General features: G+C 43.8%; 6 protein-coding genes. 2 read left to right on the top strand and 4 right to left on the bottom strand.

The annotated features are described in order from the left end of the window. The first annotated feature begins 141 nt into the window (after nucleotides 1-141). Both RH949_RS26425 and RH949_RS26430 read left to right on the top strand, forming a co-directional pair. The gene (locus RH949_RS26425) at nucleotides 142-375 is read left to right on the top strand and encodes a helix-turn-helix domain-containing protein (protein ID WP_446357324.1); all 234 of its coding nucleotides are present in this window, start codon (nucleotides 142-144) and stop codon (nucleotides 373-375) included. Between the two features lie 301 nt (nucleotides 376-676). Beyond that, nucleotides 677-1,150 (top strand): hypothetical protein, encoded by a 474-nt coding sequence (locus tag RH949_RS26430; RefSeq protein ID WP_446357326.1) that lies wholly within the window; start codon nucleotides 677-679, stop codon nucleotides 1,148-1,150. 163 nt (nucleotides 1,151-1,313) lie between these two features. Here RH949_RS26430 and RH949_RS26435 read toward each other — a convergent pair whose 3' ends face one another. From RH949_RS26435 to RH949_RS26450, 4 genes are all read right to left on the bottom strand, one after another. Beyond that, nucleotides 1,314-2,777: an efflux RND transporter periplasmic adaptor subunit gene (locus RH949_RS26435; protein ID WP_446357328.1), complete on the bottom strand. Its 1,464-nt coding sequence runs from the start codon at nucleotides 2,775-2,777 to the stop codon at nucleotides 1,314-1,316. Nucleotides 2,778-2,843: 66 nt separating this feature from the next. After that, the gene (locus tag RH949_RS26440) at nucleotides 2,844-4,355 is read right to left on the bottom strand and encodes a site-2 protease family protein (protein ID WP_446357330.1); all 1,512 of its coding nucleotides are present in this window, start codon (nucleotides 4,353-4,355) and stop codon (nucleotides 2,844-2,846) included. Nucleotides 4,356-4,503: 148 nt separating this feature from the next. After that, nucleotides 4,504-9,267, bottom strand: a complete 4,764-nt coding sequence (locus tag RH949_RS26445) for a S8 family serine peptidase (RefSeq protein ID WP_232231742.1) — start codon at nucleotides 9,265-9,267, stop codon at nucleotides 4,504-4,506. A 103-nt stretch (nucleotides 9,268-9,370) separates the two neighbouring features. Beyond that, nucleotides 9,371-14,551: a calcium-binding protein gene (locus RH949_RS26450; RefSeq protein ID WP_446357333.1), complete on the bottom strand. Its 5,181-nt coding sequence runs from the start codon at nucleotides 14,549-14,551 to the stop codon at nucleotides 9,371-9,373. Nucleotides 14,552-14,734 lie beyond the last annotated feature (183 nt).

The raw sequence follows: 14,734 nt of genomic DNA on the forward strand, positions 1-14,734 counted from the left end.
CAAGTCTCCTAAGCTTTACTCTGTAACCTTCTAAATCCGGTATTTCTGAGCTTTTCTTCGAGCTGAGATAGAGGAGTTATTGTTCCTTATTTTATTTGCGTAAGTAATACGCAAAAATACTGATTTTGTCCAAAGTCCAAAATGACACCTCAGCGGTTTTATAGCAAATGGCCCGTAACTCAAGAGATACTCGCTGCTGTATGCTCTCGCTCAATTTCTACTGTTCAGTGTTGGTTTAGTCGAGGTCGCAGCTATCGCCGTCCTCAACCTGCTGATTTGCGCCATCTTGCTCTAATGGATTTCGTCTTGGAGCATTTTGAGGAGATTCCCCCTGAACTAATCAATTTACTCTGTTTTCCCAATCAGGAGCCATGAAAGGCTTTATGCACAAATTGAAGGAAATTTCCACCTCGATCCAAGGTGTTTTTTTATTGCCATTCCTAATACGTTGAAAAAAGACCATCAACCAGAAGCAACGGAGTTCGTTGCTTGTGTGTGAACGTCTGAGTCGAGTTCAAAGATGCCTATGCAACATTGAGTGTGTGATTTAAATATCTAATCTATAAGGTCACCAGCATCGGGCGATCGCGTTTATGGGATTTCAGGAATAGTGCTAGCGATCGCCTTGGGGATCACGAACAGTAACCCACTTACTCATTTACTTTTTTTACTGACTATGAAGCATCGAGACTGGCTTCGCCTTCGGGAGGAAGGCGAGAACCTTTGTGCTATCCTCCGACAGCAAGGCTATCAATGCCTTAAACAAAACCGCCGCCTATCTTGGCAAGTCATCAAAGAAGGCAAACCTTACATTTTGACTTGGTTACCGGCACCCGTGGAAGATTGGACTATCCTTCCTAATGATACTAGCCCAGCATGGCAGCGGCTGGTATCGATTGTGCAAAATGGTTTGACATTGAGGAAGGGAGAAACAACATCCCAACGAACTCAACCTCTACTAAACTTGACTCGTCCTTGGGCAATTGTTCGACTCCTACCCAATTGTCAAAGGTGTACCATAGCTCGGTTCTTTAATCGTCAAGATGCCCAGGATCACCTCAGAGCTTTGAATCGGTTTATCCCCAATTCTGAGTTTGAAGTTATCTTCGAGGCTCCGGAGATTGAGGATGATGAACCGGATAAAGCATGACAGCCAAAAAATATTTTCTTTGTATTCAACCAATCAGCTAGCTCGACGAGCGGTACGAAAACTCCCATTGCCATCCCTAAGCTGTTCGGCATTTAAACCTTAATGTCAAGAAATGCGAAATCATTTTAGTGTGAGCATCTTGCTCACTACCCATTCCCAATTTCTAATTTCCCCAACCATATTTGCGAAACTTAAACAGTTTCATCAATTCTCGTTGCACTTTCTGATAAAGGGGCATTTTTTCGGATTCAATGGAAGCGTAAACTTTTGCACCCGGTATCAAGCGTTGCTCAGAATTATTGATCAAAGCTCTAACTTTTAGTAGCTGTTTCTGTTGAGCGGGATCTGGCTGCATCACTAATTCCATCTTTTCTAAGCGAGTTGTGTAAGATGGTAGTCCAGGTTCTAGGGGACGGAAGGTTACTTTAGCTCCATCTTTTACAATATCAGAGTCAGTTTGAGGAACTTCAATAATGGCGACAAGATGACTTAAATCGGCAATCTCCAAAATCGGTTCTCCCGCAGGCATTTTTCGACCTAGGAGTTTGTGGAAATCTGGGGTAATAATAAATCCCGTTTGTTTGGCTTTCAATATTTGATGATTTTGTTGTTTATTTTGTCGTCTTTCTAGTTCCGTTTTTAAGGTGTTGAGTAATGGTTGTTGGCTGGTAACTCCTTTACGAGCAGCGGATAACTCTACAGTAGCCGTTTGACGGGTAGCGGCTAGAGTATGGAGTTCGTTTTGCAGGTCGGCTAATTCCTCTTGTTTTTTATTAGTTACGATTTTAATCTCAGCTTGTTTTGCACCAATTTGTTGTTTAATTTGGCTGATTTCGCTTGCTTTTGTGGCAATTTCACTAATAAGATGGGATTCTCTATCTTGCATATCTTCTAAGATATTGAGGGCGAGAACACCTTGGGTAACTAAATCTTGATATCGGCTAATGCGTTCTTGAGTTCTGGCTAAGGTTTCAGTTATTCCTGCTATCTGGCTGCGTACCCCAGTAATTGTGCTTTGCAGGGCGGCAATCTCTTGGTTGAGTTTTTCAACTTCGGGGAGGTGGGGAAATTCTTGCTGAAGTTGTTGGATTTGCTGGGTTATTAAGGATTCTTTGACGGATGTTTCATTTATTTTGGCTGAGAGGGTGTTGAGTTGAAATGAGGCAGATTTATAGTTAGAAATTGCTTCGTCAAATTCAGATTGGGATTGGGCAATTTCTACATCCATATCCTCAGTAGAGATAATTGCAATCGCTTGATTGACTTGGACTTGTTGATTGGGTTGTACTAGAAGTTCAGTCAGGGTTCCGGGAACTTCTGTGTAAACGATTTGATGAGAATTGGGTGCGGGTTCTAACTGTGCTTCTGCATTAACTGAGTTGGAAACAGGAATTTGACTGATTAAGCCTAAGCCAAGTACGACGATACCGATACCTAAGAGGTGTTTGTAAGGAAATGAGGTGGAAGTATTTCGGGTTGGATTTGTTTGCTGACGAGGTGATCCCCCAATCAGCGTTTCTGGTTCAGTGGGTGGGGGTGATTCCTCAGCAGGAGGTGTTGGTGGAACAACTCGCAAAGGAGAGGTGGCATTATTGAGGGAGTTTTTGGTATTAGGTTGAGATGTCATCAGCTTTAAGTATTTATGAATCGGTTAAGTCAAAATGTATGTAAATTTTATATTCGCTGTTGTCGTTTACCTATTGCCTGTTGCCACTGAACTCTTTCTAGGAAAATAGAAGTAAATTGCCCAGATAAGCAAGAGGAGGAAAGCAGTAGTGGGGATATTTAGGAGAATCCAGTCGGTTATTCTCAAGAAGAGAAACCCGAAGACGAACCAGATATAAGCAAGACTTAAGGGAGCATAAGCGGCGAGAATCCAGGAATCCCTCCGGGTTTCGTTAATGGGTTTACCTGTAAGTAGGTGAGCGTAAAAGCTAAAAGCACGGTTACGAAGATTGTTAATTCCTGTTATAGCGACAGCGAGGTAATAGCCATCGAATTTGGCTAGGGGATTGAGATTTAGGGCAATGGTAAATAGACTGGCTATCATGAGTAAATAACTGGTAGTATGGAGCCAATTCCCTGTGGTGGAGAGGTTCCACAACCATAGGGCGATGGCGGCGAGGGTGATTTGGACGAGGATACCTGCGCCAACGACTAGAATTCTTTGCCAGCGTGACAAGCAATAAGAATCGGTGGTATTGGTATAGGCAGCCGGAAACAGGCACATAAACAGGAACCCCATTTCAGGAACAATGCCGCCATACTGTTTTAAGGTGAAGGCATGACCCAGTTCGTGAAGGGTGACGACTAAGGCGGTAAGTAGGATGAAGGGAATAATTAGGGAAGCGCTGTAGTGTTGCCAAAGTTGTTGACCTTGGTAGAGAATTTCTAGGTGTTGGTGGAGTCCAAGAACGAGGAAAAAGGCTAAAAATAAGCAGAGGAAAAAGGCGAAGGGGCGACTCCACAAAAAGTGCAGTTTGTCAATGTGTTGAGTTAGCCAGGGGTCAGGGTTGAATAGGGAAACTTTGAAAAATAATAGCTGTAAGGGGGTGAATTTACGCCGACGGGGTTTGGGGGGTTGTGTCCCTTCCAGCATGGCGGTGGCGGTGAGGAGTTGCAGCAGGTAGCGAAGTTTGGGGTTACTGATTTGTTTGGGAGGGAGTGTGGCGAGTTGGTCGATAATGACTTTATCGTGAGGGCTGACTTGGAGAAAGGTGAGAATGGGGATATCTTTCTGTAACAGTCCGCGATGGGTTCCGGCTACTGGGTTGCGGAGAATCCAGTAGTCTTCAGGGTGGTACAGCCAATAGACACCAGATTTGAGGCGAGGAGAGTGGGGATTGGGGATTGAGGATGGAGATGTGTATTGCGGCTGATTGGCTTTCCGGTTCTCTTGGGTTTCATCGAATGCCAAAATCTTGTGACTAATGAGCTTTTGCAGTAAGTTGACAACTAAGTTTGGGTCAGCGTTGGGGAATTCTTGCTGAACGAATTGTTGGATTTGTCTAACTGTATATTGTCCAGTAAAGTAACGTAGAGTGTAGCCTTCGATAGGGGAGAAGCGGAATTTCTCTTGACCTTCTATGGCTCTAAGGATAATGTTATTGGAATCTCGCACTTTTGCTAAAGTCCAGTATTGGGTTAGGTCTGGACAAAGCAAATCCTGATAATTTTCCTGGGTTAGGGAATCTTTGAGAGTCATAACTGAATTAATAGTTCTGTCGAACTGGTGTAAAGGTTAATAATGGAGAGCAATCTTCATTTTGTTAACTGCGAAGCGATCGCTCTCCATATACTCCTTGTGAATACCGACAACACTTATTGATTGCAGGTACTTGACTTGATCACTCTCAAGACTGATTTACTGTGAACCAAATTTCTCCTTGATCCGAGTCACCCCCTCCACGGGAATAAAGTGACCGTCCCTTATATCCAGTGAGATCACCACTGACGCGACCAGTACGTAAATCATAGGTAATATTGATGTCCCTGTTACCTGATTTCGGATCGATATCAATGTGATCATCAGGATTGAACAAGAAGAAAAAGTTGTCTTGGTCGTAAAGTTGAATAGCGATGGGGACAGTCGTGCCGTTGATATACCGACTGTAACTCCAATTACTAGGACTGTAATCATTGTCATTATTGTTCGTCGGACTACGCCACTGGTTACTACCAATAGAGATACGGCTATAGAAATCAGAACCACCAACTGATAAGGGATCGAAGTCACCTTTAACACGATTAACTTTGACAGTTACTGTCGCACCTTTAGTATTATTGATTCTGACATCATCGTAATCATCCAACTTGCCAGTATTACGATTGTTGGATTCATTGGTTTCTGCCACTTCTTTATTCGCATCAACAATCATACCGATGTAGTAGGTATCATCTCCACTCCAATAAGAGTCTCCCAAACTTGGCAACCTTAAGCGTTTGGTTAAGGTTGACGTGCTGCTATTCCCAACGACATTATTAATGCTGTAGCTACCTAGATAGCGATCATGAGGACTCAGACCACTAATATCGGTATTTTTTGAGAGGTAGAATTTAACATCAAAGTCTCCGGAAGAGTTAACCTCGGTATTTTGAATTCTGAAATCAACATCGAAGTAATCTCCAGCTTTTAGGGGTTCTGGGTTCACATTCAAGTACTGACCAGAGAGATCCACTAGCTTAGTATTGTTAATAGGATTTTGACTCCAATAGGCTTGATTAGCACCATCCTCAAGAACTAAATACATGGTCTTTCCAGATTGATCAGCAAAATCCTGAATCCAGCTATTACCGGAACGGTAAGCACCTTTTGCTGGATTTTTTGGATAAATCTCTTGACTGAAACCGTCGATCTTATTGTAAGCTTCCTGGAATAAATGTGGAGCGCGTGACCCATAACCTACGCCCAGAAGTTGAGCTTCGGTCAGAGTTGAGGTTTCTCTAACAAAGTAGACATATAGTGGCAAGTCTGCTGGGGAGGTTGTGTATCCACGATTAGGTTGTGTAGGCTTCCCATTTCTAAGTAAAAAGTAGTCTTGCACCATTTCTGCCTGCCTTTCCCGACCAAACCATGAGTCTAGAAGACCTTTACCATTATTTTTTAATTGTCTAAGTTTGCTTGATCCGCCATATAGATAATCACCTCCTTTAGAAAAATCAACACTATTGCTCTGATATTGCCATACGTGAACCATCTCATGGACAAAAATATCATCAGTAACTATTTCCTTGGGAAAGGCAATAAAGTTGCCTTTCGTTGTAGCATTTGCTCCTTTGCTTGTTCCTCGTGAATTGGTTTCTAATCGAACAACACTGTAGTCAATTGATCCGCCAAATACACTTCTCGCCCAATTAATTTCTTGAGGTTTTAGTGGACGACTATTGAAGTAGTAAAATTCAATAACTGTGTCATATATTTCACGAAAACCTAGAAGCTCTCCCACATAAATTAGATTGCGTCCTAACCATTTACCGAACTCTTCCCAGGTTTTTGCTTTCCCTAACGATTTCCACCATGACACTGCCCAGGGCTTAAAGCTTTTAACAGCTTCCCACAAGCCTTGAACAACTCTTGCTACCCGCTTTGGTAGTTGATTAATCCAGTGTCCGACCCGGTGATAAATTCCCTGGAGTTTATACCAGAGTTGGCGACTAACCCATTTTATGCCATTCCAAATAGGACGAACAATCTTCTTGATCAAGTTACCAATTTGACTAAAAATTTTGAATTTGCCCAGAAACTTGCTGATAGGACTCAGAAGACGACTGCCGATCTGTTTACCAAGTTTTTTAATACCTCCCCAGATTGTGCTAATTCCCTTCTTGATGCCGCTAGTAACTTTATTAACAACCTTTTTGACTCCGCTAACAACCTTATTAACACCCTTCTTGATAGCCTTACCAACTTTTTTGAATGCTCGCTTGAACCAACCCCAACCCGCAGCCCGTTCAGAGGTAAGTTGAGCATCAGGGCTATTGGGATTAGATGGAGTATAAGGAACTGGTTCCTGCTCTAAGCGATTTGGTGTTGTTACAGCAGCTAAACTGACAGCCGCTGTCAAATCCAGCAATCCTGAACCTGTTTCAGCATCACATCCAGACGTGTTTAAGTCTATGGCAGTTGACTTGAGAATTTCAATGACTTGCTGATAGCTTAGGTCAGGATTCGCCGCCCAAATCTGAGAGACTGCCCCGGTAACCTTTGCCGTAGCTACCGATGTTCCTGCCATAATACCAAAACCATTCTTCACGGTAGAGATAGCCGGACTTTCGTCTGAGCCTCCTGAAGCAAGAATATCTAGGCTCTCTCCATAGTTAGAATAGGAAGCTCGTTCAATATCATCAATTAATTCTGTATTTACAATCTCTTCAATTTGAGACTCCAGCAGATCTGTGGCACCTACTGTGATGATGTTATCGAATTCCCGCGAAGCCTGCCCCAAAGCAGAAATACTTCCACCTTGGTTTCCTGCTGCCACTACAAGAAGCACTCCATTTTGACGGGCATACTCAATCGCTGCACGCTCATAGTTTGTTAATTCAAAACGGGTAGTCTCACTGCCATCTGGATTAGTTTTAATTAGATCGAAACTGAGATTAACCACCGCATTCGGTTGATTAGATGCTTTGGTTGCATCGACAAACTCAATTAAGGAATCTGCCCACTGACCAGAACCAACCGCCCGTCCCACCCAGAGAGGTGCATTATCGTTTACTCCATTAATGCCAATGTTATTATCTTGGGTCGCACCAATCAAACCTAGAATATGAGTGCCATGTTCATCACCTTCATTCTTTTGCAATAAAGGATTATTATCCCCATCAATGAAATCTCGTCCTAAGATAATTCGTGAATAGTCAATATCTGGGTTATTACTGCCCAGTCCCGTGTCAATAATACCGATTAACGGTTGGTTATGGGAAGGGAATTCAAACCCATTGGACTCTGTTGGCTCTAAAGGATTTTCCGTGCCGATAAAGTTCAGTGAACCCAATATAGTTTCATCTTCTTCTGAATCAGCAGCTACCTCTACCAGCAAGTCATCCATCAGCGATCGCAGTTCTTGAGTATCAACCTCTGTCGCAATATCAGTTTTAACTTCTGCGAACAAATCTTCTAACTCTTGGAAAGCTGTACTGATATCGTTTGGCAATTCTGATACTTCATCTGCGATCGCCATTTTTAGTTCATCCAGATCCCCTTTGAGTTGATCGATTCCCTGGTTGAGTTCCTCCGGTATTTGAATTAGTTCATCTAGCTCTTGAGGGTATACCTCACTTAGTTCTGCAAGTTTTCCGTCTAGCGTAGTTTCAAAATTACTCAGGGCATTCTCTAAATCTTGAGGCAATATGTCAGAAAAATCTTCAAATGTTCGCTTCAATTCATCAGGCAAACCCGTAATCTCTTGTTCTAAAATAGTGGTTAATTTTTCTTCTGCAACATTAACATCCTCTGGTAGTTTAGCCAAAGCATTATCGAGAATGTTTTCGGGACTTTCCAAGGCAAGGTCTAATTTTTCTGGGAAAGAATCAATTTCTGTTTTTTCAATCTGGTCGAACTGATCTAGCCCATTGTCGATCTCCTCAAACAACTCTGTCTGTAAGTTGTCTAACTCCACTTCAAATACAGATTCTTCTGTATAGTTGATTAAATCTCGCCCTAGTTTGCTTTCTCGCCAATCGTCACCTTCAATGACATCATCTAAATCTACTGCTTCTCCAGTAGCACCTCTGACCTGGAAAATTAAATCGTTATAATCTAGGTCTGACCCCGTATCAACCCGCCAGTCTTCCATCACGAACGTATTACCATCCCCTGTCACATCGGCAATTTGCCCAACATGAAATGCATCATCTGGGTTAGCCGTTGCTAAAGAGAACAATGGACGTACTACACCCTCAATTTCGGGGTTATCAAAAACCTGCTGCACTTGACCATTGGGTACTAACATAAAGCCAAACTTATCCCCAGGGCGCATCACAAATGACTTCGCACCGAGATAGTCCCCAGCATTTTGATCGCTTTCCCCAAGCTGTCCACTAAATTTTGCTCCTTCTGTTTGATCAGAAATGACAATGTGACCTAATTCAGAATTACTTAAAGCACGACTACTGGCTTCCAAGATAAAGTCTTCTGAACCCGGTTCAAACTGATCCATCCCCTCTAAACTGAAGATGGCTAATTCTCCTTTGTAGCTACCGCCATCAAAGAGAAAGTCAACTTGAACTTGGCCGCTGTCACCAACTGTGAAAACTCCAGATTCAAAGGTGGGATTAGGGTTCTCTAATGTAACTACGTTTAGCGGTTTTTCTATTTCAGATACCTCCTCGGCGATAAAAGGAATCTCCTCTAATTCTTCATCTGGAATAGAATTGTCCAGAATACTGTCAGGCAAGATATCATCAATCTCTGGGATAGGCACTTGATCCAATGGGTCAGAGGATAGTTCAACTCCCGCTATATCAGGGGTATCATCCATACTATCCACCAGACCACTGGGAGTTAAAATGGGTTCTAGTACAAAGGTTTCTCTCTGTACTTTGGCTTGAGTTGATTGAGGTTGGAATCCCTTTGCAGATGGACGCTTTTTGGAGAAGAAATTGAGTATATGCACGATAAACACACCTTATTCAATACAGTAAATACAGTCAAAAGTTCTCTGGGTTGAAATTTTTACAAGTTCTCTAAAATCTGAGTCAGGATTTGCGGAATGTGGGTTAGATAACAGCGAAATCCCAAAAGGAGAGAGTATCAGATTGCACCGCAACCAATGAGGTTAATAATTCCCCATTCTCTTGGATGCGAATTTCAGTATTTTCAGCATTGTTACCGCTACCTTGAGTAATTGTTAGATCCTCAAAGGTTAAACCATTGGCTAATCCGAGATAATCAAACCCAACCGTAAAGTCAAAGATGGTGTCCTCTCCCATACCAGCCTCTAGTACGAACATATCCCGACCCGTACCGCTATAGAGTAGATCTTGACCTAGACCACCGTTGAGAATATTGTCACCCTCACCTGCGTAGAGTTGGTCGTTTCCATTACCACCGATGAGTTCGTCATTCCCAGTATTGCCGTAGAGGGTATCGTCCCCATCGCCACCTTCAAGGTAATCATCTCCGGCTTGTCCAAACAGGATATCGATTCCATTTCCACCGACTAGGTAGTCGTTACCAGCGCCAGCATCAATTGTATCGTTACCCTCTTGACCTTGGAGATAGTCGTCTCCGTCACCACCTGTGAGTTGGTCATCACCTAAACCGCCTTCGAGATAGTCATTACCAACGCCAGCATCAATAGTATCATCGCCATCTTGACCGTAAAGCTGATCATTGCCATCACCACCTGCAAGTTGGTCATCGCCGAAACCGCCTTCTAAATAGTCATCACCTAGACCAGCATCGATAATATCGTTACCCTCTTCACCGTAGAGAAGATCATTACCATCACCACCGCTGAGTTGGTCGTTGTTGGCTCCACCATAGAGGTTATCATTGCCAGCATCTCCATTGAGGATGTCTTCCCCATCTTGACCGTAGAGATAATCGTTACCATCACCACCTGTGAGTTGGTCGTTACCTAAACCACCTTCGAGGTAGTCATTACCAACGCCAGCATTGATAGTATCATCGCCATCTTGACCGTAAAGCTGATCATTGCCATCGCCACCGATGAGTTGGTCATTTCCTGAACCCGCATCTAGGTAATCATTTCCTGATTGTCCTAAGAGTTTATCGGCGTCATCGCCACCCCAGAGGAAATCATCACCAGTGCCGCCATCAAGGTAATCGCGACCTTGTTGACCGTAAAGTTGGTCATCCCCATCACCGGCTTCGAGTCGGTCGTCACCGATACCGCCATCCAGGTAATCCTGACCCTGTTGACCGTAAAGGCGATCGCTTCCTTGTTTACCATAGATGAAATCGTCTCCTAATCCACCATCGAGGAAGTCGTGACCGTCTTCGCCATCAAGGGTATCATAGCCTTCCTGACCATAGATGCGATCGTTCCCCTGGTTCCCATAGAGTTCGTCGTTGTCTAACCCGCCATCCAGATAGTCATCTCCTGTGCCACCCTTGAGGATATCTTCGCCTTGTTGACCGTAAAGGCGATCCTTTCCTTCACCACCGTCTAATTGGTCGTCACCTTTACCGCCATCGAGGTAATCATTTCCGGCTTGTCCTAAGAGGATATCATTATGATCGCCTCCCCAAAGGGAATCATTTCCGGTTTCGCCATCAAGGGTATCTTTACCCTGTTGACCATAGAGTTGGTCATTCCCGTCGCCACCTGTAAGTTGGTCATGACCCTTACCCCCATCTAAGAGGTCATTTCCGGCATTTCCATTAAGGGTATCATTGCCGTTGTCACCATAGAGTCGGTCATTTCCCTCTTCGCCTGTGAGTTGGTCATTTCCGTTACCCCCGTCGAGGTAATCGTTTCCGGTATTTCCATTCAGGGTATCATTACCGTTTTGACCATAGAGTTGGTCATCTCCATCACCACCACTGAGGATGTCATCACTGTTCCCGCCATCAAGTAAGTCATCCCCGATTCCGCCACTCAGGGTATCTGCACCAGATTGACTGTAGAGTTGGTCGTTCCCCTCACCACCAGTGAGTTGGTCATCTCCTACGCCACCTTCAAGGTAATCGTTACCAGCATTACCGTCTAAGGTATCGTTTCCTTTGTGTCCATACAGTTGATCATTGCCATCACCGCCATCAAGGAAGTCATCGCCTGCTTGACCTTTGAGGAGATCTTCTCCAGCTTGTCCGTAAAGTGTATCATTCCCATCACCTGCAAATAAGCGATCGCTCCCATCACCCCCATCAAGTACGTCGTCTCCTGCTTTTGCGTAAATTAGGTCATCGCCAGCTAATCCACTCAGGGTATTATTGATACTATTGCCGATGAGTAAGTCTTCGTAGTCTGAGCCTTCCAGGTTTTCAATAGCTTCGATGCGATCGCCTTTGGCATCTCCTACCCAGCCTTTCCCGGTGGTGAGGCTAACGGCGACACGGGAGGCGGCGGTGAAATAGGAGGCGGTATCGTTTCCTTCGCCACCATTGAGGCTATCTGCATCCTTACCACCAACTAGGAAGTCGTTACCGTTTTCTGCGAATAGGGTATCTTGACCTTCTTCACCGAAGATGATATCGTCGCCATTTCTGGCTTCTACCCAGTCGTCCCCAGTTCCGGTAATGATGGTATTGGCATTAGCATCACCAATCAAGCGATCGCTGGAATTGGAACCAATGACATTTTCTACATTATATAGTTGGTCGCTGTTACCCCAACCATCGGTAGCTATTCCCTGCTCTAGGTTAACAGTAACAGCATTGGGATCTCGGCGGTAACTGATGGTATCTAGTCCGGCTCCACCATCTAGGATATCATTCCCAGAATTGCCAATTAAAACATCATTACCGCCTAATCCTTCTAGGTGGTTATTCTGAGCATTTCCGATGATTACATCGTCATCTTGGGAAGCCAGAATGTTTTCGATATTTCTGAGAATATCAGTAGTACCAAATCCATCGCTGGCTGTACCTGGGTTAATCGTAAATGCGGGTTCGATATCGGTGGGAATGGGGGTGGTGGAGAGGATGGTAGTGTGAAAAGATCCACCTGGATTGCTGTAGCTGTTAATTTCATCCAGGTTGATTACGACACTATTCAGGGAGTTGGTAAAGCTGACGGTATCGATATCATCACCGCCATCTAATACATCGTTTCCGGCTTCTCCCATGAGGAAATCATCACCAGCTTCACCATATAATTGGTCGTCACCCGCACCACCTTTAATACTATCGTTCCCGGCTCCAGCGGTAATATGATTAGCTTGGCTATCTCCAGTGATTTGGTCATCTAAGGCAGAACCGATAATATTTTCTATGTTCAAGAATGTATCGGTACTTCCGTAGCCATCAGTGGCTTGGTTTTCAGCTAAGTTTACAGTAACGGCACTGGGGTCATAATGGTAGCTGATGGTATCTATTCCTGCACCACCATCGATTGTATCGTTACCGCTATTGCCAATTAGTAAGTCATTGCCATCTAAACTTTGGATGGAATTGGCTTGGAGATTGCCGATGATGACATCATCAAATGGGGAACCAATGATGTTTTCTAAGTTTTTCAGGGTATCTGTCGTGTCAAAACCATCAGTAGCAGTACCGGATTGAATGGTAAAGTTGGGTTCGAGAGCGATGGGTAAAGTATTATCAGGATTTGAGTAACCGAGTACCTCGTCACTATTGACAATTACACCATTGGGGGAATTTTCGTAACTGACTGTATCTATCCCTTCGCCGCCATCAATTAGATCGTTTCCGGCTTCTCCCATGAGAAAATCGTTATCAGAGCCTCCATAAAGACTGTCGTCTCCAAAACCGCCTTTGATGGTGTCAATATCTTCACCTCCATCAATGGTGTCATTGCCTGCATCACCAGTAATTAAATCATCTCCGGCTTCACCGTGAATCTCATCGTTACCACTACCCCCATCAATGGTGTCGTTTCCTTCAGCGCCAGGTGCGGCAGGTGTGCGAACGTCAATAATGTCAAAGGAGGAATCCCCCCAAATAATGTCATTGCCTTCATCACCGTTAATGATGTCATGGTTTCCACCGCCGCCGATGATGTCGTCACCTGCGCCACCGGAAATTGTATCTTCTCCAGGATTACCACTGTCCCCACTTAGGAGATCGTTACCTGTGCCACCGTCAATTTGGTCGTTGTCTCCGCCACCGGTGATGTGGTCATTGCCTGTTCCTCCTAAGAGGGTATCATCGCCACCGCGACCGTGTACAATATCATTGCCATCGCGTCCCTCTAAGATATTGTCAGCATCATTTCCAATAATTTGGTTATCAAGGTTATTGCCATATCCATTGATGGCATCTGAACCGGACAAGATTAGATTCTCGAAATGATCGCCCAAAGTAAAGGTAACGCTTGATTCGACAGTATCATTACCCTCAGCAGCATTCTCGACAACCACATCAGCAGCACTATCAACAAAATAATAATCATCGCCTAATTTGCCTAACATGGTGTCGCTGCCTGAACCACCATCTAAGACATCATCGCCATCACCGGCATTAATGAAGTCATTTCCTACATAACCTCTAATGATATTATTCGCGTCATTGCCAATGAGAATGTTATCGAGATAATTTCCGAAAGCATCAATTGGATTATTACCTTTCAGGATGAGCTTACTTTCAGCTAAACCGGCAAGACTCGTACTGATATCAGAAATTACTGTATCGACAAATTGAGCCGATACGTGAAGTAGGATATCAGCCTTGGCTCCTGTTGCTCGGAATACTGCTGAGTTATATCCATCCGTTGCGACAAGTTCTGTGTTTGTGTTCTTACCAACCTCTTCATTTCCAGTAGCTATCCAAAAAAATTCTGGTTGACCATCAACACTATTCATTCCTAGAGCAAATGAACCAACTGCATCATCGGCTGAATCACCGATAGCTTTATAAAGACCATATCCGCCTGTAGCTAAATCTTGGATTGCTGATAAGCCAAGCTTAGGATTGTTTGTGACAATTGCGGAAATACCTTTGACAACTCCTACAACTATATTGGCTATTGCTTTAAAGATATCCCAATTGAAATCATCTTCGCCAATCGTGACAGACAATCCAGCACTGTCATTCATTCCCAAAGAAAAATTGTTTAGCTCAATATCACTTAAGCTCTCTTTATTTTCAGTATCTCTATCAACCTTTTGCCTTTCAATTTCGCCACCCGATGAACTAGAACCCGTGGTAATAAAATAGAGTTCATCTGATGTTTCCAAGAACGTCTTCCAATCATTGTTATCGGTGGTATCGTTGACTTCAATTTTGTCAACGACAAGTTTTACATCGTACATTGTATTTTTCCTTGAACTCTACTTCGGTTGGATGACTATTTAGAATTCAGCCTTTTCAGATGCAAACGTTTTTCGGCAAAGTGTTTTGGCATCCAAAGTGGAAATTTGGGACATAGAAAACTCTGCCAATCCGTAAATAGGTTGGCTAAACGCTCAAAAATTAGAGAGTGAGTGGCAGGCGAT

The sequence above is a fragment of the Coleofasciculus sp. A1-SPW-01 genome, assembly GCF_040217205.1.
GTDB classification, from domain to species: Bacteria; Cyanobacteriota; Cyanobacteriia; order Cyanobacteriales; family Coleofasciculaceae; genus Coleofasciculus; species Coleofasciculus chthonoplastes_A.